This window comes from Bradyrhizobium sp. MV1.5 (assembly GCF_055807615.1).
The window spans coordinates 37,751-60,463 of the sequence record NZ_JBVVPL010000030.1 but is presented as its reverse complement, the minus strand read 5'-3'; the positions used below and the strand labels follow the sequence as shown (position 1 = coordinate 60,463).

Below are 22,713 nucleotides of genomic sequence, written 5' to 3'. Positions count from 1 at the left end.
TACATGTCCACGCGCTTATACACCCCCTCACCCGTCTCGCCGCTGCGCGGCGAGCCACCCTCTCCCACAAGGGGAGAGGGAAAGAACATTACGGCCGGTTCGGATCGAACCGCTTTTCCAAGCCCTTCCAGCAATCCGCGTAGTCGTCCTGCAACGTCGCGGAATTCGCGGCGTGCGCGGTGACGCGCTGCGGGTAGCGGGTCTCGAACATGAAGGCCATGGTGCCGGTCAGCTTGACCGGCTTCAACTCGCCGTTGCTGGCGTGCTCGAAGGCATCGCGATCGGGGCCGTGCGGCAGCATGCAATTGTGCAGGCTCATGCCGCCCGGCACGAAACCTTGCGGCTTGGCGTCGTAGACGCCGTAGATCAGGCCCATGAACTCGCTCATGATGTTCATGTGATACCACGGCGGGCGGAAGGTGTTGTCGGCGACCATCCAGCGCTCGGGGAAGATCACGAAGTCGATATTCGCCGTGCCCGCGGTCTCCGACGGCGAGGTCAGCACGGTGAAGATCGAGGGATCGGGATGATCGAAGCCGATCGCGCCGACCGGCGAGAAGCTGCGCAGATCATATTTGTACGGCGCATAATTGCCGTGCCAGGCGACGACGTCGATCGGCGAATGCGGCAGCGTGGTCTTGAACAGAGCTCCGCCCCATTTCACGAACAGCTCGGTCGGCGTGTCCTTGTCCTCGTAGTGCGCGACCGGTGTCAGGAAGTCGCGGGCATTGGCGAGACAGTTGGCGCCGATCGGCCCGCGCTCCGGCAGCGTGAAGGCGCCGCCGTAGTTTTCGCAGAGATAGCCGCGCGCCGGTCCGTTCGGAATCTCGACGCGGAACTTGACGCCGCGTGGGATCACCACGATCTCGCCGGGCTCGGCATCGATGCGACCGAACTCGGTGACGATGCGAAGATTGCCGTGCTGCAGCACGAACATCAGTTCGCCGTCGGCATTGTAGAAGTGCTGGTCTACCATCGACTTGGTGATGAGATAGACATGGGCGGCCATGCCGGCCTGGGTGTTGACGTCACCGGCGGTGGTCATGGTCTGCACGCCCTGAAGGAAAGTCATGTCCTCCTTCGGGATCGGCGCGGGATCCCAGCGTAATTGCGCGATCGGCAGATCGTTTTCGTGGCACGGGGCCGACCGCCACAGGCCGCCGTCGGCCTTCTCGAACCGGCCCGAATGTTTCACCGACGGGCGAATGCGATAGAGCCAGGAGCGCTCATTGCTGCCGCGCGGCGCGGTGAAGGGCGAGCCGGAAAGCTGCTCGGCATAGAGGCCATAGGCGCAGCGCTGCGGCGAGTTGCGCCCGATCGGCAGCGCACCCGGCAGGGCTTCGGTTTCAAAACTGTTGCCGAACCCGGACATGTAGCCCGGCGTGACCTGGGCCGTGCTGCGAATGATCTGATCGGGCGAGGTATTGATGTTCATGACTATCCTCCTCCTTGCAGGGCGGCCCACATCTCCTGGTCGCGCTTGTCGGTCCAGATCACGGGGTCGTCGATCCCCGACGCCTCGTCATAGGCGCGCGACACGTTGAACGGCAGACAGTGCTCGTAGATGGCGAAGCTCGAGAATTTCGGATCCATGACCTCGCGCGTCGCCGCCATCGATTCCTTCAGCGTGCGGCCCTTGGCGACCGAGATTTCAGCGGCGCCGTAGAGCGAGGTGACGAAGTCGCGCGTCATCGCGATGGCTTCGCGCACCGTGGCGACACCCTTCAACGCGTCGCCGCGGCCCGGCGCGATCGCCTTGGGATTGAAGTTGCGGATTTCGTTCAGCGTCAGCGGCCATTCGCGCAAATGCGCGTCGCCGCAATAGCAGGCCGAGTGGTATTCGATCAGGTCGCCGGAGAACATCACCTCGGCATCGGGCACCCAGGCAACGATGTCGCCGGAGGTGTGGCCGGCGCCAAGCTGCATCAGGCGCACCTCGCGCTTGCCGAGATAGATCGACATCTCGCCTTCGAAGGTCAGCGTCGGCCAGGTCAGGCCGGGAATGCTCGATGCGTCCTGAAACAGGCGCGGAAAGCGGCCATACTCGGAATCCCAATCCTGCTGGCCACGCTCCTCGATCAGGCGGTGGGTCTCCTGCGAGGCGACGATGCCCTGCGCCTTGTAGGCGGAGGCACCGAGCACGCGCACGGCGTGATAGTGCGACAGCACGACATATTTGATCGGCTTGTCCGTGACGGTCCGGACGCGCTCGATCACCTTGTTGGCCATCGCCGGCGTCGACTGCGCGTCGAACACCAGGCAGCCGTCGTCGCCGACGATGATCGCGGTGTTCGGATCGCCCTCCGCGGTAAAGGCGTAGAGATCGGTGCCGATCTCGGAGAAGGTGATCTTCTTCTCGGAGAGGTCGCCGGTGGATGCGAAGTTCTTCGCCATCAGTTCATCCTTCAAGTCACTGGGTTATTATTGTTGTTGCTGTTGCTGCTGGCCGTCGATCATGCGCCGCTTGGCGAGGAGGATCGCCTCCTGCAGCACGTCGATATCGCCGATATGGTTGGCGAGGATCAGCACCAGCGCCGCGTCGAAATCGGCGCTTTGCTCGTCGGTGAAGCCCCGATGCGCCTCCACGATGGCGCGAAAGGCGTCGTCGGGCCGCGCGAAATTGGAGCTGGTCGAGAGCGGCATGCCAATCCTCAATTCAGCCTTGGGCGCGTGACAGCGCTGCCGCGACGCCAGTGCGCGTGGGGTGACGGAAGCGCGCCGCAACGTAACCGTCCGGCCTGAGCAGGTAGGCTGAGCCTGGTTCCGCATCATAGCGCTTTGCGGTGAGCCCCGCCGGATCTGCGAGCCCGTCCTCACCGCCGATGCGGATGTCCTTCACACCAACGGGCGCCTCAATCGCCGAGCCATTGCTGAACGACAGCAAGGTGAAGTCTGTTCCACCCTTGCGGAACGCATCCGTCAAATAGCCCTGCTCGCCCGCGCGGGTCGCAACGGGAGCATCGAGCATCGAACAACCCGGGAGCGGGCCACCGCGCCACGCATCCGCATCCGGCGATGCCAGCGGCGAGTCATAGCTGCACGGCACCGAGAGCCGCCCGCCATTGACCATGCGTTTGCCGAACTCCGTTTCCTTGGCCAGCGACAGCACCGCCTTGCGCAGCCGCGCTTCCTGATGCGAGTTCGGCGCCATGAAATCGGTCGAGCGGGTGGACTCGCGGATGTTCTCGTCGGCCGCCAGACTGCGCTCGACATGATAACTCTCGAGCAGGCTCGCGGGTGAGGCGCCGCGCAGCACGCGGTCGAGCTTCCAGGAGAGGTTCTCGGCGTCCTCGAGTCCCGAATTGGCGCCGCGCGCGCCGAACGGCGAGACCTGGTGCGCGGAATCTCCCGCGAAGATCACGCGGCCATGGACGAAGCGGTCCATCCGCCGGCACTGGAACTTGTAGAGCGAGATCCACTCGAACTCGAACTTGTCGTGGCCGAGCATGCGCGCAATTCGCGGCCGCACGTTCTCGGGCTTCTTCTCGACGATCGGGTCGGCATAGCGATTGAGCTGGAGGTCGATGCGCCAGACATCGTCGGGCTGTCGGTGCAACAGCGCCGAACGTCCCGCATGAAACGGCGGATCGAACCAGAACCAGCGTTCGGTCGGGAATTCCGCGGTCATCTTGACGTCGGCGATCAGGAACTGGTCCTCGAACACCTGTCCCGCGAAGTCGGCGCCCACCATCTGCCGCAGCGAGGAGCGCGCGCCGTCGCAGGCGACGACATATTGCGCGTGCAGGCGATAGGCGCCCTCCGGCGTCTCGATCGTCAGCGCGACGGAATCGTTGCGGCTCTCCAGCGCCGTCACCTTGTTGCGCCAGCGCAGATTGATCTCGGGCAGCTCGCTGATGCGGTCGACCAGATAGGCTTCGGCGTAATATTGCTGGAGATTGATGAAGGCCGGCCGCTTGTGACCGTCCTCCGGCAGCAGATTGAACTGGTAGAGCTGCTGCTCGCCGTGGAAGATGCGGCCGACGCTCCAGACCACGCCCTTGTCGACCATGCGGTCGCCGACGCCGAGCCGGTCCCAATATTCCAGCGACCGTTTCGAGAAGCAGATCGCGCGGGAGCCCTCTCCGATGCGGTCGGCATCATCCAGAAGGACGACGGGCTGGCCGCGCTGGGCAAGGTCGATCGCCAGCGACAGCCCGACCGGGCCCGCGCCGACGACCACCACGGGATGCTCGGCCGCGCTCTGGCCAAGACGATCCTGATCGGGATGGCGGCGATAGCCGAACTGGGTTTTAGCCTGATGCGTATTGGCCTTCGCCATGCGCTAACCTCGGCTCTGGTCAGGAGAGGCCTGATCTGCTAATAGTCTCACGTGCAACTATTTTGGACCGGAGCCGGCCGGCCGTCAACTGGAATTCGGAGCGCTCTCCTTGGCGAGGACATCCAGCGACATCGCGCTGAAGACACGCGAGGCCGATGAGGCTTCACCGCGACCAAAAACACGGCTCGACCTGTTCAGGTTCGTGCCGTTCCGCCTCAACCGGCTCGCCGCGGAGGTCAGCGCCGCGCTTTCGGTCGAATATCAGGAACGTCACGGCCTCGACATCCCGGCCTGGCGCGTGATCGCGACGCTCGGCTTCCGCAACGATGCCTGCAGCGCACAGTACGTCGCGCAATGCACCCGCACGCACAAATCCACCATCAGCCGTGCGGTGACCATGTTGCTGCAACAGGGTTTGATCGAGCGCGTCGAGAACGAAGCCGACCGCCGCGAATTCCGCCTGCGACTGACGAGGAAAGGCCGCACGCTCTACGAGGAGCTGTTTCCGCAATTGCTGCGGCGGGAAGACGAGATCCTCGCCTGCCTCTCCGCGCAGGAGCGCAAACAGCTATCGACGCTGCTCGGCAAGATCGAACAGAGCCTCGACCTGATCCAGACCAGCGAAGAGGCCGACGCCAAGCAGGCGTATTGATTGGTCGCCCATCGCAGCGACACCAGCTCCTCATCCTGAGGAGCGCGCCCCTTGCGCGCGTCTCGAAGGATGAAGGCCGAGGTGTAGCAGCCGGGCCTGCATGGTTCGAGACGGCGCTCCTCCTCACCATGAGGCGCTATACCGTCAGTTCGCAAACGACCGCGACGGCGGCAAATGCAGCGCCCAGACGTCGCCCTGGTCGCTGGCGCGCGGATAGATCTCCGTCACGATCGGATCGTGGCCGGGAATGAACCGGTCGGGATGGCCGGCGAGACGCTCGATCGTCTCCCAGCCGACGGCCATGTCGCCGACATTGTAGACGATCGGGAACGGGCTCCTCCGCTGGAGATTGGCGTAATAATGCGCGGCATCGGACGCCAGTACCACGGACCCGCGCGCGGTCTCGACCCTCACCACCTGCAAGCCGTCCGAATGGCCGCCGACGCGGTGCACGGTGACGCCGGGCGCGACCTCGCCGTCGCCGGAATAGAAATTGACGCGCTCGCCATAGACATGGCGGACCATCTGGGTGACGTGCTCGACCGAGAACGGATGTCGCAGCAGTCCGTTGCACATGCAGCGCCCCGTCGCGTAGGCCATCTCGCGCTCCTGGAGATGGAAGCGCGCGTTCGGGAAGCGGTCGAGATTGCCGGCATGGTCGTAATGCAGATGCGTCACGATGATGTCGCGAATGCTCGCTGCCGACACACCAAACCGCTCCAGCGCATCGACCGGATTGAGCGTCAGCTTACGGGCCCGCAAGCCCGCCTCCTCGGCATTGAAACCGGTATCGACCAGGATGTCGCGGCCGTTGCCGCGGATCAGCCAGACGAAATAGTCGAGGTCCTGCGCCGCGCTGTCATGCGGGTCGGGCGCGAGAAAGTTCATATTGGGCGTGCGCGGCGACATCGTCGCATAGCGCAGGGCGTAGATTTCGTAGGCGTTTCCCATGGTTTTGATCTTGCTCTTTTGTGGATGCACCTTCAGGGCGATCGACCGCACCAAGCCATCGTCCACCGCAAAGGTCAAACACCGGAGGTTGCGAAGGAGGCCCGTCCGCAATGTGAGACCAATCACATTCTTGTCGCCACGGCTGCCCTAACGTGCAGCCGCAATGACAACCAGAATGCATCGCGTGCAATCGTGACCGCCCGTTTATTCCCCCCGCCACATGCCCATGCGTCGCGGTCAATTGTCGCGATCGCGCCGAATCCGCAAGCGGTTGACGCCCCCCTTCCCCGGTTTGATAATGCACATTGCGTAAGTTAAGGTCGCCGCGGCGCAAGCTGGAAACGGCGCCTTTTTGGCTGGATCGCGCTAATTATGAAAATTCGCCTGCTTTTCGTTCTGTCCTTGCTCGTGTCGCTCATCCCGACCGCTCCGTCACTTGCGGCCGGCGATCGCTTTGCGCTGGTCATCGGCAATGCCAAATATCCGGACGCCGACGCTCCCCTGAAGGAACCGCTCAACGACGCGCGCGACGTTGCCGACGAGCTCAAGCGCGACGGCTTTTCCGTCGAGATCGGTGAGAACCTGACCGGCGACGGCATGCGCCGCGCCTTCGACAAGCTCTACGGCAAGATCAAGCCGGGGTCGGTGGCCCTGGTGTTCTTCAGCGGCTTCGGCATCCAGTCCGCGCGGCAGAGCTATTTGCTGCCGATCGATGCGCAGATCTGGACCGAATCCGACGTGCGGCGCGACGGCATCAGCCTCGAAACCGTGCTTGGCGAGCTCAATACCCGCGGCGCCGGCGTCAAGATCGCGCTGGTCGATGCCTCCCGGCGCAATCCGTTCGAGCGCCGGTTCCGCAGCTTCTCGGCTGGCCTCACCCCCGTCATCGCGCCGAACGGCACGCTGGTCATGTATTCGGCGGCGTTGGCCTCGGTGGTATCGGACGCCGGCGGCGAGCACAGCCTGTTCGTCCAGGAACTCCTCAAGGAAATCCGCGTCCCCGACCTGATGGCCGAGGAGACGCTGAACCGCACCAAGATGGGCGTCACCCGCGCCTCCAGGGGCGAGCAGGTGCCGTGGATATCCTCGTCACTGGCCGAGGATTTCTCGTTCATTCCAGGGGCCGGTGGCTCGCGCCCGACGACGACGCCACCACCTGCGCCTCCCGCGCCGCCGCCGGTCGTCGCCAACAACCCGCCGCCGGCTCCGCCCGCGCCACCACCTGTGCCGCCGAAACCGGCCGACACAGTGGCAGCACCGGCTCCGTCACCGAAGCCGCAGGTCGAGGCTGCCTTGCCGCCGGCACCGCCGCCGCCACCGCCTGTCATTCCGGCCGATCCCGTCACCGCTCCGAGCATGGAGAGCGGGCCGAGTGCGGCCGTGCTGGCCGAGGACCCCACGATCAAGGGGCTGACCGCCAAGATCGCGGCCAATCCGGACGACGTGAACGCGCTTTACCGGCGCGGCCAGGTCTATGCCAGCAAGGGCGCCTACAGCCTGGCCATCAAGGATTTTGACGAGACGCTCCGGATCAATCCGAAGGATGTCGAGGCCCTGAACAATCGCTGCTGGACCCGCACCGTGGTCGGCGACCTCCAGGGCGCGCTGAAGGATTGCAACGAGGCCCTGCGGCTGCGACCGAACTTCGTCGACGCGCTGGACAGCCGGGGGCTCGTCAATCTGAAATCGGGGGCGGTGAAGAACGCCATCGCCGATTTCGAGGCTGCCCTGAGGATCAATCCGCGCCTGACCTCCTCGCTGTTCGGACGCGGGATCGCCAAGCAGCGCAACGGCTCGGCCCAGGAAGGTGCACTCGACATCGCCAATGCCAAGGCAATGGACCCGAACATTGTTCAGGAATTCGCAAGCTACGGAGTGCGTTGATATTTTTTTGGATCGAGGCCGATGTGCCTCGAACCCGCGACGGCCCGGCGAAGACTAATCGAACGGATGCCGCAGGCCGTCCTTCGGGGGGCTTATTGCAGGGATTTTGGAACCGCGCGAGCTGGCTGCTCAGGAGGGACTGGCTATGAGATTGGCTGCAAAGGGACTTACCGCAATCCTGTCCATCATCACCGTTGGCGCCGCGCTGTCGCTGACGATCCCGCTGGCATTCGCGGGCGACGACGGCAACAGCAAGAACGTCACCGAGGACGAGATCGTCCGCGCGCTGGCGCCGCCGTCGAAGAAGCCGCTGACCCGCGGCCTCTCGATCGCTCCGCAGGCCGATCCCGCACCAAGTGCGACGGAGACCAAGCTGATCCAGTCCGTGCGCGGCCGCTCGACACGATCGCTGTCATCGACCGAGCGCGAAGAAATCGCGTCGGCGGCCAAGGACAAGCCGAACATCGATCTGGAAATCACGTTCGACTACAACTCGGCCAATATCAGCGCCAAATCGCTTGCCTCGGTCCAGGCGCTCGGCCGCGCGCTGACCAGCCCCGACCTGAAAGGCTCGACCTTCGTGGTCGCCGGCCACACGGACGCCGCCGGCGGCGAGAGCTACAATCAGGATCTGTCGGAGCGCCGCGCGGATTCGATCAAGCGCTATTTGGTCGAAAAGTACAGCATCTCCGCGACCGACCTCGTCACGGTCGGCTACGGCAAGAGCAAGCTGAAGGACCCGGCCCAGCCGATGGCGGAGGTCAATCGTCGCGTGCAGGTCGTCAACATGGAAAACAAGACCACCGCATCGAAGTGAGCACGACGTAATCCTTTGAAGTGACAAGTCGTGATGTGGTGTAAAGTCTCGCTTCCAGCGCGCGTCCCGCAGGCTTGCGGGACGCTGCTTTATTTCAGGGAAACGCTCTCCACGGGCCGCGCGCGGATGGCCGTGAGCCAGGCCAGGACGATCCGGCAATGAACCTCTCCCAATATCTCAAGCCGGCCGGAACGGTGGTCTTCGTCATCGCGCTCGGCGTCGGCTATTATCTGTTCGAGCACCGGCACCGCGCCGAGCCCAAGGAAACCCCGAGCGAGGCGCTGGTCATCGTGACCAAGTCGACCAATGCCTGCTTCTCGGACCTGGTCCGGGTGACCGGCTTCTTCGTGCCGCGCCGCGAAGCCGTGGTCATCGCCGACCAGGAGGGATCCAGGGTCACCGACCTCTTCGTCACCGAGGGCACCCTCGTCACTGACAATCAGGAGCTGGCGCGCCTGACCGCGCCGCCCCAGATCCCGGGCCAGCCGCAGCGGCCCGGCCCGCAAGGTCCGGTCTCGCTGAAAGCCTCTGCGCCGGGCCTCGTCACCGAGGTCCGCACCATCGTCGGTGCGCCGGCCTCGCCGCAGGCCGGCCCGATGTTCCGCATCGCCGTCAACAACGAGATCGAGCTGGACGCGCAGGTGCCTGCTGTGCACATGGCCAAGCTCAGCTCCGGCGCGACCGTGCGCATCAGCCGCGACGACGCGCCCGATCTGATCGGGCGGGTCAGGCTGGTCGCGCCCGAAATCGATCGCGCCACCCAGCTCGGCCGCGTGCGCATCAGCGTCACCAACAATCCTTCGCTGAAAGTCGGCGTGTTCGCCCGCGCCTCGATCGACGCCAAGCGAAGCTGCGGCGTCGCGGTTCCCAAGACCGCGATCGACCATCTCACCGTGCAGGTCGTCAAGAGCAACATTGTCGAGACGCGCAAGGTACGGGTCGGGCTGTCGTCGGACAGCGCGACGGAAATCCTGGAAGGCCTCAACGTCGGCGAGATCGTCGTCGCCGACGCCGGCTCTTCGCTGCATGACGGCGACCAGATCAAGACCATGTTCGCTGATGAACTCGATCGCACGCGGGTACGCTGATGGCTCTCAATATCTCGGCATGGTCGATCCGCAACCCGCTGCCGTCGGTCGTATTTTCCATCATCCTCCTGATCCTCGGCTGGGTGTCCTTCACCAAGCTCGCAGTGACGCGGTTACCCTCGGCCGACATTCCCGTGATCTCGGTCGCGGTATCGCAGTTCGGCGCGGCACCCGCCGAGCTCGAATCCCAGGTCAGCAAGACGGTTGAAGACGCCGTCTCCGGCGTCGAAGGCGTCAGGCACATTACCTCGCAGATCACCGACGGCTTGTCGGTGACGACGATCCAGTTCGCGCTGGAAACCAACACCGACCGCGCGCTCAACGACGTCAAGGACGCGGTGACGCGCGTGCGCTCGAACCTGCCGCAGAACGTCACCGAGCCGCTGATCCAGCGCGTCGACGTCATCGGCCTGCCGATCGTTACCTACGCCGCGATCTCGCCCGGCAAGACGCCGGAGCAGCTCTCCTATTTCGTCGACGACGTGGTCAAGCGCGCGCTGCAGGGCGTGCGCGGCGTCGCCCAGGTCGAGCGCATCGGCGGTGTCGAGCGCGAGATCCTGGTCTCGCTCGATCCCGACCGCCTGCAGTCGATGGGGCTGACGGCCGTCAATGTCAGCCAGAGCCTGCGCGGCACCAATGTCGACGTCGCCGGCGGCCGCGCCGAGATCGGCAAGAACGACCAGGCGATCCGCACCCTCGCCGGCGCCAAGACGCTGAGCGACCTCGCCGGCACCATGATTCCGCTGTTCGGCGGCGGCGAGGTCCGGCTCGACGATCTCGGCACCGTCACCGACACCATCGCAGACCGCCGCACCTTCGCTCGCTTCAACGGCGAGCCAATTGTCGCGCTCGGCATCAAGCGCTCCAAGGGTGCCAGCGACGTGAAGGTCGCCGAGGCCGTGCAGAAGCGCATCGACACGCTCAAGGCCACCTATCCCGACGTCGACCTGAAGGTGATCGACACCTCGGTCGAATATACCAACGGCAATTACCACGCGGCGATCTCGACGCTGTTCGAAGGCGCCATCCTCGCCGTCGTCATCGTGCTGTTGTTCCTGCGCGACCTGCGCGCCACCATCATCGCCGCGATCTCGCTGCCGTTGTCGATCTTCCCGGCGTTCTGGGCGATGGACCTGCTCGGCTTCTCGCTCAACCTCGTCAGCTTCCTCGCCATCACGCTGTCGACGGGTATCCTGGTCGACGACGCCATCGTCGAGATTGAGAACATCGTCAGGCACATGAACATGGGCAAGTCGCCCTATCGTGCCGCCCTGGAAGCCGCCGATGAGATCGGCCTGGCGGTGATCGCAATCTCGCTGACGATCATCGCGATCTTCGCACCCGCGAGCTTCATGTCGGGCATCGCCGGACAGTTCTTCAAACAGTTCGGCATCACCGTCTCGGTGCAGGTGTTCTTCTCGCTGCTCGCGGCGCGCTTCGTCACGCCGGTGCTCGCCGCCTACTTCCTCAAACATGGCAATCACCAGGAGCCGCCGCCCGGCCGCGTGCTGCGGTCCTATCACAGGCTCGTGGCCTGGTCGGTGAAGCACTATTTCATTACGGTGCTGGTCGGCTTCGGCGTCTTCGCCGCCTCGATCTGGAGCATCACGCTGCTGCCTCAGGGTTTCCTGCCGGCGCAGGACAGCTCGCGCTCGCTGGTTGCCCTCGAGCTGCCGCCAGGCACCCAGCTCGCCTACACTGAAAAAGTCACCGAAGACATCGTGGCGCGCCTGCGCAAGCGGCCCGAGGTGAAGAGCATCTTCGTCGACGGCGGCCGCGTTCCACCGGGGACCCAGGAAGTCCGGCGCGCCGCCTTGATCATCAACTACACGCCCAAGGACAGCCGGGACATCACCCAGCGCGAGCTCGAATTCTCGATCAGCCAGGAGCTGGAGAACATTCCGGACATCCGCTTCTGGTTCCTCGACGAGAACGGCCTGCGCGCCATCTCGCTGGTCGTGACCGGCGCAGACGCCAACATCGTCAACAACGTCGCCAGCGAGCTCGCGACGCAGATGAAGCGGATTCCCACCATCTCCAACGTGATCTCGGAAACCACGCTGGAGCGACCCGAGCTGCGCGTCGAACCGCGTGCCGATCTCGCCGCACGGCTCGGCGTCTCGACCGAAAGCCTGTCGCAGACCATCCGCGTCGCCACCATCGGCGACGTCGGCCCCGCGCTCGCCAAGTTCGACGTCGGCGACCGTCTGGTGCCGATCCGCGTGCAGCTCGAGGATGCCGCGCGCGGCAATCTGAAGACGCTCGAACAGTTGCGCGTGCCGCTCGGCGAGCATGGCGAGAAAGGCGGCGTGCCGCTCTCCGTCATCGCCGACGTCAAGCTCGACCAGGGGCCGACCAGCATCAACCGTTACGATCGCGAACGACAGGCCACCGTCGCAGCCGATCTCGTCGGCTCCGCCGCGCTCGGCGACGCCACCAAGAAGATCTACGACCTTCCGGTCATGAAGAGCCGGCCGAAGGGCGTGAAGGTCTCCCCCTCTGGCGACGCCGAAAGCCTGAACGAACTGTCCGAAGGCTTCGCCACCGCGATCACGGCGGGCCTGATGATGGTCTACGCCGTGCTGGTGCTGCTGTTCGGCACCTTCCTGCAGCCGATCACCATTCTGTTCTCGCTGCCGCTCTCGATCGGCGGCGCGATCGCGGCCCTGCTGATCACCGGCAAGCAGCTCACGACACCGGTGTGGATCGGCATCCTGATGCTGATGGGCATCGTCACCAAGAACGCGATCATGCTGGTGGAATTCGCCATCGAATCCATTCACGCCGGCACACCGCGCGAAGAAGCCATGATCGACGCGGGCATGAAACGCGCCCGCCCGATCGTGATGACCACGATCGCGATGGCCGCGGGCATGATGCCAAGCGCGCTCGCGGTCGGTGCGGGTGGCGAGTTCCGCTCGCCGATGGCGCTCGCGGTGATCGGCGGCCTGATCTTCTCGACCATTCTGTCGCTGGTGTTCGTGCCCGCGATGTTCATGGTGATGGACGATCTCGGCGCCCTGATCTGGCGCTTCGCCAAGCGGCTGGTCGTGCACAGCGAAGATGCGGAGGACGCCGGTCATCACGAGGCGGCGCCGGTGGGAGCGGCACCAGGGCCGCAAAACATCGTGCACCCTGCGGCGGAGTAGGTTCCGGGCGAGCGACAGGGTTTCACAAAGATGCATATTCCGAATGGCAAGAACGCCACCATCGACATTCGGAAGATCGAAGACTACTGCCTAAGTCCCTCGCATCCACGCGGTCGGCATAAGGCAAGGGTCTTCCGCGACGCGCTCGATCTTCGACGTGAAGATGCCTCTTGGCTTCGCGAAGCCCTGCTTGAAGCCGCACCAACAGGCGATGCGGTCCAGATTGCGACAGATCGCTGGGGGAGCCATTGGCACATAGATATCCTGCTCAGGCGACATCAGAAGCAGGCCGTGGTAAGAACCGCATGGATTGTACGAGCCGGCGAGGACCGGCCAACCTTCGTCACCTGTTGGGTGGTATAATGAGCGCAGTAAACAACAACGAAGATCGAGCGCCAGGGGCACTGGATGTTGTCGCGTTGCTGGCAAACCTTCCGGACCACCGGTTGGCGCGGGGGAACGTCGGCACCGTTGTCGAAGAGCTCGACGGCACGACGGTGCTCGTCGAATTCAGCGACGATGATGGGCGGCCATATGCCGTCGCTCCTTGTCCCCGATCCGAGCTGCTTGTTTTGCACTACGTGCCGGAAGCAGCCTAGTTGCATCCTACTCGTTCCGCGCGATCGCCGTCAGCTTGGTCATGTTCCGCAGCAGGATGCGGCCGCGCTGGAGATCGAGGATCGCTTCCTTGCGCCAGGCCTGAAGCTGGCGGTTGACGCTCTCGCGGGCGGCGCCGACGAACACGCCGAGTTGCTCCTGCGAGATGTGCACCTCCGAGCCGAAATCGGCGGCGAGCGCGCAGAGGCGCCGCGCGAGACGAACCGGCAGTGGCTGGAGCATGGATTCTTCCATGCGCTCGCTCTGCCAGCGGATGCGCTGGCACAGCAGCGCGATGATCTTGATCCCGACCTTCGGCTCGCGCTCGAGGAAGGCGAGAAAGTCTTCGCGCCGCAGCACGAACAGCTCGCTGGCTTCGCCCGCGGTCGCGTCCGCCGTGCGGCTCTGGCCGTCCAGCACCGCAACTTCCCCGAACAGGTCGCCCGGCCCCATGAAGTTCAGCGTCAGGCGGCTGCCGTCGGAGGCGCCGGTCTCGATACGGACCTGGCCTCGGCGCACGCCGAACAGCGCATCGCCCGCGTCGCCCTTCTGGAACAGCACCTCGCCATTCCCCAGATGCTGGGTGTGGCAGAGATTCGCCAGCCGCTGGAGCTCGTCTGCGCCGAGATCGGCGAACATCGCATTCATCTTGAGGATGACCGCAAATTCGGCCTGCTTGCTCATTTCAATGTCCTTGTGAATTTGGTTGGCAAATCGCTTGGAACCATCAACATCAGGATCGCGTAAAACCGCGCCGGGGAAGTGTGCCATAAGTCACATAACTTTGCAGCACCCCCAGACTATTTTTACGTGCTTGGAGCCGCTTCCCGTCCCGGGATAAACTCAGGCGCAAAGGACGCGTGCAAATGACCGTCATCTGCCGGATTGGACGCCGGTCGTCTGCCGCTGGAAAGTCGACATGAGAGCAGTGAAATTCGCCGGCGCGGCGGTGGCCGCAGTCGTCATCGTGATCGCACTCCTGCTGGTGGTCGGAGTCCCCTCGGGCTTTCTGACCTCGACGATTGCCTCGCGGGTCGAGAGCGCGACCGGCTATCGCCTGTCGATCGACGGCACGACCCGAATCAGCCTGTGGCCGACGCTGAACGTGACGCTGAACGACCTCACGCTTGCCGACCCCAAGGACCGCAGCGGCATCACGCGCCTGACCATCGAGAGCGTGCAGGCCGACATGTCGCTCTCGAGCGTCTGGTCGGGCCGCCCGAAGATCAGCGAGCTCGTCGTCACCCATCCCGTGCTCTACCAGCCGCTGCTGCGTGAGCGCCTGCCGAATGCCGGCGGCACGTCGAAGCCGGTCGCGCTCGATACCGAGGGTGCCGCCATCGACCGCATCAAGGTCACCGATGGCGAGATCGCGTTCGCGCGCGTGCGGGATCGCGTCGAGAGCCGCATCAGCGCCATCAATGCCGATGCGATCGTCGGCCGTGATCGCAAGATCAATATCACCGGCACCGCACGGGTCGGCGAGCATCCGACCAAATTCGACATCAAGGCGACCACGCCGGCACCGCCGGCGGACCGGCCGACCATTCCGGTGGATTTCGCCATCGACATGCCGGACGTGCTGAAGTCCCGGCTCGCGGGTCATGCCGAGATGCGGCTGAGCGGCGATGTCGTGATGATCAACGGCGTGAGTGGCACGCTCGGCGATGGCGCGTTCAACGGCTGGGCCTCGATCGATATCGCGAGCAAGCCTCTGGTCAAGGTCGATCTCGACTTCCAGCGGCTCGCGATTCCGCTGGCGAAATCGCCGGAAGGCGCGTCCGGGCAGCCCTGGAGCGATGCGCCGATCGACGTGTCCGGGCTCAACTATGTCGATGCGCAAATCAGGATCTCCGCGCATGAGGCGGTGATCGGCGATGCGCGCCTCGCGCCGCTGGCGGTCGATGCAAAGCTCGCCGGCGGCGTGCTGAAGGCCGGCACCGCCAATCTCGGCGCCTATGGCGGCCAGGTCACGGGCGAATTGATCCTGGATGCGACCAGCGGCGCGCCGAGCTTTGCCATGCATTCCGATCTCGCCGGCGTGCGCGCGCTGCCGCTGCTGCATGGCCTCGCCGAATTCGACCGGATCGACGGCAAGCTGCAGGCCAAGCTCGCATTGCGCAGCGCCGGCACCAGCCAGCGCGCGCTGATGGCGAACATGCAGGGCACGGCCTTCGTCAATTTCCAGGACGGCGCCATTCGCGGCATCAACGTCGCACAGATGATCCGCTCGCTGACATCGGGCACGCTGTCCGGCTGGCAGGCAAACCAGGACAACAGTCGGGAGCAGAGCACGGATTTGTCGCAGCTCTCGGCGTCGTTTCGGATCGACAAGGGCCAGGCGGTGACGACCGATCTCAGCCTGACCGGACCGCTGGTCCGCGTGACCGGCGCCGGCACGATCGCACTCGACACCAAGATGATGGGCTTTCGCGTCGAGCCGAAGCTGGTGATGACGACTGAAGGCCAGGGCCGCGCCGCCGAGCCGGTCGGCTTCGGCATCCCCGTGATGATCCAGGGCCCCTGGTCGCAGCCGCGGATCTATCCCGACATGGCCGGCATGCTGGACAATCCGGACGCCGCTTATGCCAAGCTGCGCGAGATGGGCAAGGGGCTGTTCGGCGCTGATGGGGCCGGGCTCGGCAATATTTTGGGCAGCCTTGGCAGCAACCTTGGTCTCGGAGGGACCGCCGCGCCGGGTGGCGGCAATGCGGCCGGCACTGCCAATCCGCAAACTCAGCAGCCCTCCGGGCAGAACAATTTGCTCGGTGGCCCCCTGGGCGAGGCGCTCGGCAATCTGATCCAGCAGGGACTTTCCAGTGGTACGGGAAACGGCACTGGGACTGCCGCCGGCACCGGCACTGCCACCGGCCGCAGCCGCAGCCTGCCTGCAGCGCCATCCACATCGATGCCGCAAGCCTCGCCGGCGTCCCCCGCCCTGGAGGACCCGCCGGCGGCGCAGCAGGACAGCCAGCCGATGAACGACGTGCTGCGGCAGCTTTTTAATCGATGATTGCAGGACCAAAGCGCTGGACTCCGAGCCCTCCCTTGCCAAGGCCATCCCCTTACATCGGCGTCCCCGGCCGCGGCTTCCTCCAAACGGATGAGACTGCGACAATTCACCATACTTCCGCCTGCCAGCGTCTAAGGGAGTAGCCAAGTCGGGTAACCACGCCGGGTGCACGGCCGGCCCTTGACCAGTCCCTTCACAGTCCCTTGGACCAAATTGTGCTAGAAGGCTCGCAGGGTCCGTGCGGCCCGTAGCGCCGGCGCCGATGGCGGCGCGAGAGGATCGGGATGGCAGGAGCGAACGACAAGACACGGTTTCTGCGCGAGGGTCTGTTCGCCAAATACGTCGTCTCTCTCGTCGGCCTGGTCGTGTTCGTGCTCGCCGTCAACGGCGCGATGGAAAGCTGGATCTCCTACCGCGCCACCAAGACACAGCTGACCGACGGTCTCGAGGACAAGGCGCAGGCTGCCGCGCGGCGGATCGAGCAGTCAATCTCCGAGCTCGAGCGCCAGATCAGCTGGGTGACGCGGGCGAGCCAGGACACGCTGGAGAAGCGCCGCGCCGACTACGCCCAGCTGCTGCACCAGGTCTCGGTCGTCACTCAGCTGTTCCAGCTCAACGGTGACGGCCGCGAGGTGCTGCGCGTCTCGCGCCAGTCGACCACGACCGGCAGCAATGCCGATCTCTCCCGCGACATGCGCTTCACCGACACAGTCGCCCGCGGCGTCAGCTACGCGCCGGCCTGGTTCTCCGACCGGACGCCGTTCATGTCGATCTCGGTGGCGCATTCCGGTTTCAACGCCGGCGTCACCGTGGCCGAGCTCGATCTCAGCTTCCTCTCCGAGTACCTCTCCGACGCCCAGGTCGGCAAGGCCGCCTTCGCCTATGTGGTCGATCCGCGCGGCCGCGTGCTGGCGACGTCCTCGAAAGGGCCTGAGGTCGGCAAGGACCTTTCGAAGCTGCCGCAGGTTGCGGCCGCGGTTGCACCGGCCCACGAGCCCGACAATTCGGGCACCGACTTCAATGGCCATGCGGTGATGAGCGCCGCAAGCACCGTGCCGAAGCTCGGCTGGAGCGTGATGTTCGAGCAACCGACCACGCAGGCCCTGATGCCGATCCGCGACCAGCTGGTGCGCATTGCGCTTTTGATCGGCATGGGCCTGCTGGTCGCGATCCTCGCCGGCACGCTCCTCGCCCGCCGCATGATCATTCCGATCACCGCGCTGCGCGACGGCGCGCACAAGCTCGGCGAGGGCGACTTCAGCCATCGCATCGAGGTGCACACCTCGGACGAGCTGGAAGATCTCGCCGGCCAGTTCAACCGCATGGCCGACCAGATCCAGGAGACCTATTCGGATTTGGAGACCAAGGTCGAGGAGCGCACCCGTGATCTCGCGCAGTCGATCAACGAGCTCAAGGTGCTGGAAGAGGTCGGTCGCGCGGTCGCCGCCTCGCTCGATCTCAACGCCGTGCTGCCGACCATCGCCGCGCGCGCGATCGAGATCACCCATGCCGACGCGGTGCTGATCTACGGCTATGATGCCGAGGCGCGCCGCTTCAATCTGGTCGAGGCCAACGGCATCGACAAATCCGCCGACGGCGCCCATGTCACCATCGACGAAGGCGAGAATATCCTGAGCGATGCGGCCGGGAGCGGCGAGCCGATCGTGATTGCCGATCTCGACCAGGCCTCCGAGCAGCCGCTGCGCGAGGTCGCGATCGAGGCCGGCTTCCATTCGGTGCTGGTGGTGCCGCTGGTCGACCAGCAGGGCACGCTCGGCTCGCTGGTCGTGCTGCGCCGCGCCAGCGGCGAGTTCGCCCCCAGCATCATCGGCCTGATGCGCACCTTCGCCAACCAGGCCGTGCTGGCGATGCGCAACGCGCGGCTGTTCACCGAGGTCGACCACAAGGGCCGCGAGCTCGCGGCTGCGCACGAAACCGTGCAGCAGCAGGCTGCCAAGCTCCAGGAGCAGACCGAGCAGCTGCGCAACTGGAACCGCTCGCTGGAAGAGCGCGTCGAGAAACAGTTGGGGGAGATCGGCCGCATCAAGCGGCTCGAACGTTTCCTCGCGCCGCAGGTCGCGCAGCTGATCGCATCGTCCGACGGCCACGACGCGCTGCTCGACAGCCATCGCCGCGAGGTCACCGTCGTATTCTGTGATTTGCGCGGCTTCACCTCGTTCACGGAGGCGACCGAGCCGGAAGAGGCGATGAACGTGCTGCGCGAATATCACGCCGCGCTCGGCGAGCTGATCCACCGCTATGAAGGCACGCTCGACCGCTTTGCCGGCGACGGCGTGATGATCCTGTTCAACGCGCCGATTCAGTTCGCCGACCATACCAAGCGCGCCGTGAAGATGGCGGTCGAGATGCGCGATGTGATTGGCCAATTGACCGAGAAATGGAAGAACCGCGGCCACTCGCTCGGCTTCGGCGTCGGTGTCGCCATGGGCTACGCCACGCTCGGCCAGATCGGCTTCGAGCAGCGGCTCGAATACGCCGCGATCGGCAGCGTCACCAATCTCTCCTCCCGCCTCTGCGACGAAGCCAAGGCCGGTCAGGTCGTCGTCAGCCGCCGCGTCTACGGCATGGTCGAGCCCTGGGTCGAAGCCCGCGCGCTCGACGATCTCGTGCTCAAAGGCTTCAACCACCCCGTGCTCGCGATGGAGATTTTGTCGTGGCGCGAGGAGGTCGAGAACGTGGTGGATGCCGCCGCGGCGAGGCGGCGCGGGTAGCCAGAACAAAAAACTGCGAAAACAACCCCATGCACAGTAGCCGGGGCCTGCAAGATCAATGGGTTACGCGGGCCCGGAATTGGCTGGAAGCGGTTTGACTCGTCGGGCAAAACACCGGCAGGGTGGCATTATCGGGCGATTAGGCCGGACTCATCCGATCCCGCTTTGGTGCGATTTGCCCAATGCTGTGAGGTCTCCTTACTTCGAGCCTCTTGGCAAATTACCCCCGCCTACCTTCACCAAAGCGGCCTTCTTCGGATCGTAAGTGTAGTCCGTTATCGTCCCGTCCTTGATGCGGTCGACCGCCTCGTCGATGACGAAGAGCGGCACCAAGAACCACTCACGGGGAACGACGGGATGTCCGAACCGATCCTTGATTTCGAGATCGAGTTGGGCGCGGCCAAAAACACGATGGATCAGATTCTCTAGCCGAGTGCGGTTGATGTTGTAGAGATCGTAAGTTGCGACGATTTCGACGTCGGCCATCAGGTAGGTCGCGTCGAGCTTGGCGTTCGCGATGCGCTTGGCGACGTCGCCGCCAGTGACCCCAATCTTGTGAAGCACTTCGCGATTGGCCACAACGGCAGGATGATCGGACTTGCTCCGCAGGACGTAAATCGTTCCACTCGCGAGATCGCCGTCCTCGCTCTCGTCGGCGAACAGCGGCCCGGCGTTGGGATCGGTGATGCGGCGCCCCGCATCGTCACGGTGCAGCGCACGCTGGAGCGAGCGGAGCAGCACGTCGCTCTCCGTTGCGTTGTCATAGATCACACGCAATCGGCTGTCGCGGCGGTCGTACTGTGAGATGAACTCCTCGCCGACCTCCGCAACGAAGGCGATCTGTCCGCCAACGATGAAGAACTCGCCTTTCTTGATTTCGGCCATGGTCTGAAACGGGCGTGTTTCGCGGATGCCCGCGTCGAGCTCACGCTTTACCTTAGCGAACAGGGGCTGAAACTGATCGAAATCCTCGCATTTCGTCCGGTTTGCGATCTCTTCGGCGGCGCGCTTTTCCGCAGATGAGCGGACATGACGGAGTTCGGTGATGTCGGCCGGCGCGTCGGCGTCGACCCCCAGTTGAGACAGGAGCGCATCATCATCGAGTTCTTCGGCGAAACCCATCGGCGAGGACACTGTGCTTTCCAGAAGCCCTTGGCGATCAAGCGGCTCGAGTAAGGCGCGGCAGTCGGCGAGATCGCGGAGACGATCCAGGCGCACCGCATACAACCGCTCGAAAATGTCGCGGTCTTCACCGTGCTGGGGCGGGTGACCATGTTGGTCGACGAAACGCTGAATCTCCTCGAATCCGGCAATGATCCGCTCTTCGCGCGGCGTCCGGCTCGCGCCCTTTTTGGCCTCGACCTCGACGCCCAGCTCTTCAAGTAGTGCGTCGTCCTCATCAGTAAAGTCAGCCACGCGCAGCCTCAGCCTTCATACGGGCCAGGAAGGCGACGCCTTCGGCCATGCGCTTCTCCCAGGCGTCGGCGGCCGTGATCGACGGCAGCCGACCGCGGTCCTGCTTGAACTTCAGGGCACGCTTGGCGAGGTCGCGCGCTTCATCGATCGTCATGCTGACACGCTTTGCCGAAATCGCGGCCTGAACCTGTTTCAGGCTCTCTTCGCTCATGGTCTTGGCGAGGATGGCGTAGGCCTCGCCGAAAGGATTGATACTGTCGATCAGGTCGATGTCCAGTTCGCGCACGTCCATCGCGTATTTGCGCACACCATCCACAAAAGCCGTGTTCGGGTTGGACTCATTCGGACCTTCGGTCCCAGCCAAAGCGACCTTCTTTGCCATTTGCGTCAGATTGAGCGCTGCAATTGCGTGTTGGCGCACCGCTTCCTGGTCTCCGTCATCCAGGTCGGGGTATTTGTCCTTAATGATCTTTCCCAACCGAAGTTGGGTCAGCTCGGCGGGGACCACCTCGGGATCGAACAGCCCGCGCTCGATGGCCGTCTTGTCCTGGACGAACGCGGCAATCACTTCGTTCAGATCCTGCTGGCAAATACGTTGCGCCTCCTCGCTCTTCGGTGTGACGAGGCCCTTGATCTCGATCTGAAACTGGCCGGTCCCTTCGTTGAAGCCGACATTGCACTTGGCCGGGTCGTAGCCTCCCTCGCCATAGTGAAACCCCTCCTCAGGACTGCTCGCCGGGTTCTTCGGCTTGAATTCGAAGCGCGGCGCGAGCACCTGCTCCATGAGCAGGCTGGCGGCAATGGCCTTCAGCGTGTCGTTCACCGCTTCATTGACGTTCTCCGGCGACGCATCGGGCTCGGCGATTAAGTTAGTGAAGCGCGTGCGGAATTTGCCGGGTGCGTCACGGGTGGCGCGGCCGATGATCTGCACGATCTCCGTAAGGCTCGACCGATACCCCACGGTCAGCGCGTGCTCGCACCAGATCCAGTCGAACCCCTCCTTCGCCATGCCGAGCGCGATGATGATGTCGACATGGTCGCGGTTGTTCTTCTGAGCGGGGTCCTTGAGCGCGCCAGACACCCGGTCGCGCTTCGCGGGATTGTCGTCGACGAGATCGGCGATCCGGAGGACACGTCCCCCGGGTGACCTCACCAACTGGAAACCGGTGGCCGGATCAATCCCCTGCCATTCGCCCAGCTCCTCGATGATGTGTTCGACCTCCTTGATTTTGTCCTTGGTGCTTTCGCGGGCATTGACGCTGGGAATGTGAATGATGGTCTTTTCAGCGGGATCGAGCACCTTCATGATGTCGTCGGCATAAGACCCCGAATAGAAGAAATAGCCGATGTCGAGTTCCTTGAGGTACTCGTAACCGTTGAGCTGCTCATAATAGGTGTAAGTCACTTCATCGAACTTGTTCTCGTCGTGCGGCGCCAGCACGGCTTCGGCATCGCCCCTGAAATAGGAGCCGGTCATCGCGACGATGTGCACCTTGTCGCGCGCGATGAGCTGGCCGAGCTGCTGGCCAAGCCTGTTGTCGGGATTGGCGGAGACGTGGTGAAACTCGTCCACAGCAATGAGCCGGCCGTCGAAGGCTTCGACCCCGAACTTGTCCACGGCGAAACGGAAGGTGGCGTGGGTGCACACCAGCACCTTGTCGCTGCTTTCGAGGAAGGCGCCGAGAGCATTGACCTTGCCCCCATTGTCCGCGCCGGGCGCGTCGCAGAGATTCCATTTGGGAACGACGGTCCAATCCGCCCAGAACCCGTATCGGGTCAGCGGCTCGTCCTGGAAACTCGCGCCGATGGATTTCTCGGGCACGACGATGATCGCCTGTTTGATATTCTGGTTGTGGAGCTTGTCGAGGGCGATGAACATGAGCGCCCGGCTCTTTCCGGACGCAGGCGGCGACTTGATCAGCAGATATTGCTCGCCTCGCTTCTCGAACGCCTTCTCCTGCATCGGCCGCATCCCCAGCGCATTCGCTCGGGTCGCTGCTCCGGTCCTGGCATACCTGACGGCGACTGACGGGACGCCGCTCAACGCGTTCGGTTGCCGCAGTTTGGCCGCGCGAAAGAACGCCTCGTCCGCCTCCGCAATATCGGCGGTATCGGTGGCGCCATCCGGCAAGGCC

At 64.3% G+C, this 22,713-nt stretch carries 17 protein-coding genes; 9 read left to right on the top strand and 8 right to left on the bottom strand.

Translation table 11 applies throughout. From position 1 onward, the window contains the following. Positions 1-88: 88 nt before the first annotated feature. The 4 genes from hmgA to AC0L2J_RS25145 are packed head-to-tail and all read right to left on the bottom strand — an operon-like array spanning position 89 to position 4,279. Entirely contained in the window at positions 89-1,435 is a 1,347-nt protein-coding gene (gene hmgA, locus AC0L2J_RS25160) for a homogentisate 1,2-dioxygenase (RefSeq protein ID WP_473394855.1), read from the bottom strand. A 2-nt stretch (positions 1,436-1,437) separates the two neighbouring features. Then, positions 1,438-2,394 carry an MBL fold metallo-hydrolase gene (locus AC0L2J_RS25155; RefSeq protein ID WP_007604459.1) on the bottom strand — a complete coding sequence of 319 codons (957 nt, stop codon included), beginning with the start codon at positions 2,392-2,394 and terminating at the stop codon, positions 1,438-1,440. A 27-nt stretch (positions 2,395-2,421) separates the two neighbouring features. Continuing rightward, complete coding sequence (locus AC0L2J_RS25150; protein WP_473394854.1) at positions 2,422-2,643, bottom strand: DUF2783 domain-containing protein; 222 nt, start codon at positions 2,641-2,643, stop codon at positions 2,422-2,424. Between the two features lie 13 nt (positions 2,644-2,656). Next, positions 2,657-4,279, bottom strand: a complete 1,623-nt coding sequence (locus tag AC0L2J_RS25145) for an FAD-dependent oxidoreductase (protein WP_473394853.1) — start codon at positions 4,277-4,279, stop codon at positions 2,657-2,659. Positions 4,280-4,388: 109 nt separating this feature from the next. On the opposite strand from AC0L2J_RS25145, the gene AC0L2J_RS25140 reads away from it, so the two are divergent. Further along, entirely contained in the window at positions 4,389-4,931 is a 543-nt protein-coding gene (locus AC0L2J_RS25140; protein WP_473394852.1) for a MarR family winged helix-turn-helix transcriptional regulator, read from the top strand. Positions 4,932-5,075: 144 nt separating this feature from the next. Here AC0L2J_RS25140 and AC0L2J_RS25135 read toward each other — a convergent pair whose 3' ends face one another. Then, positions 5,076-5,882 carry an N-acyl homoserine lactonase family protein gene (locus AC0L2J_RS25135; protein WP_473394851.1) on the bottom strand — a complete coding sequence of 269 codons (807 nt, stop codon included), beginning with the start codon at positions 5,880-5,882 and terminating at the stop codon, positions 5,076-5,078. A gap of 372 nt (positions 5,883-6,254) precedes the next feature. Here AC0L2J_RS25135 and AC0L2J_RS25130 point away from each other — a divergent pair, with 372 nt between their 5' ends. The 6 genes from AC0L2J_RS25130 to AC0L2J_RS25105 all read left to right on the top strand — a co-directional run bounded on the left by AC0L2J_RS25130 (position 6,255) and on the right by AC0L2J_RS25105 (position 13,419). Continuing rightward, positions 6,255-7,766 (top strand): caspase family protein, encoded by a 1,512-nt coding sequence (locus AC0L2J_RS25130; protein WP_473394850.1) that lies wholly within the window; start codon positions 6,255-6,257, stop codon positions 7,764-7,766. Between the two features lie 145 nt (positions 7,767-7,911). After that, entirely contained in the window at positions 7,912-8,583 is a 672-nt protein-coding gene (locus tag AC0L2J_RS25125) for an OmpA family protein (protein ID WP_007604452.1), read from the top strand. A gap of 158 nt (positions 8,584-8,741) precedes the next feature. Further along, entirely contained in the window at positions 8,742-9,671 is a 930-nt protein-coding gene (locus tag AC0L2J_RS25120) for an efflux RND transporter periplasmic adaptor subunit (protein ID WP_007604451.1), read from the top strand. Continuing rightward, on the top strand, positions 9,671-12,820 hold the full coding sequence (locus AC0L2J_RS25115) for an efflux RND transporter permease subunit (protein WP_473394849.1): 3,150 nt from the start codon (positions 9,671-9,673) through the stop codon (positions 12,818-12,820). The genes AC0L2J_RS25120 and AC0L2J_RS25115 overlap by 1 nt, the downstream gene beginning before the upstream one ends. Positions 12,821-12,850: 30 nt before the next feature. Further along, positions 12,851-13,183: a DUF6883 domain-containing protein gene (locus tag AC0L2J_RS25110; protein WP_473394848.1), complete on the top strand. Its 333-nt coding sequence runs from the start codon at positions 12,851-12,853 to the stop codon at positions 13,181-13,183. After that, positions 13,183-13,419, top strand: coding sequence for a DUF4926 domain-containing protein (locus AC0L2J_RS25105; RefSeq protein ID WP_083843118.1), 237 nt, complete (start codon positions 13,183-13,185; stop codon positions 13,417-13,419). The genes AC0L2J_RS25110 and AC0L2J_RS25105 overlap by 1 nt, the downstream gene beginning before the upstream one ends. 7 nt (positions 13,420-13,426) lie before the next feature. Here the strand turns inward: AC0L2J_RS25105 and AC0L2J_RS25100 are convergent, their stop codons facing one another. Further along, on the bottom strand, positions 13,427-14,101 hold the full coding sequence (locus tag AC0L2J_RS25100; protein ID WP_007599026.1) for a Crp/Fnr family transcriptional regulator: 675 nt from the start codon (positions 14,099-14,101) through the stop codon (positions 13,427-13,429). Between the two features lie 235 nt (positions 14,102-14,336). On the opposite strand from AC0L2J_RS25100, the gene AC0L2J_RS25095 reads away from it, so the two are divergent. Continuing rightward, a complete protein-coding gene (locus tag AC0L2J_RS25095) occupies positions 14,337-16,430 on the top strand; it encodes an AsmA family protein (RefSeq protein WP_473394847.1) in 2,094 nt (697 codons plus the stop codon). 284 nt (positions 16,431-16,714) lie between these two features. Beyond that, a complete protein-coding gene (locus AC0L2J_RS25090; protein ID WP_473394846.1) occupies positions 16,715-19,162 on the top strand; it encodes an adenylate/guanylate cyclase domain-containing protein in 2,448 nt (815 codons plus the stop codon). A gap of 198 nt (positions 19,163-19,360) precedes the next feature. On the opposite strand, the gene AC0L2J_RS25085 is transcribed toward AC0L2J_RS25090, so the two are convergent. Both AC0L2J_RS25085 and AC0L2J_RS25080 read right to left on the bottom strand, forming a co-directional pair. Next, positions 19,361-20,578, bottom strand: coding sequence for a GIY-YIG nuclease family protein (locus AC0L2J_RS25085; RefSeq protein WP_473394845.1), 1,218 nt, complete (start codon positions 20,576-20,578; stop codon positions 19,361-19,363). After that, a complete protein-coding gene (locus AC0L2J_RS25080) occupies positions 20,571-22,709 on the bottom strand; it encodes a DEAD/DEAH box helicase (protein ID WP_473394879.1) in 2,139 nt (712 codons plus the stop codon). The genes AC0L2J_RS25085 and AC0L2J_RS25080 overlap by 8 nt, the downstream gene beginning before the upstream one ends. Between the last annotated feature and the right edge of the window lie 4 nt (positions 22,710-22,713).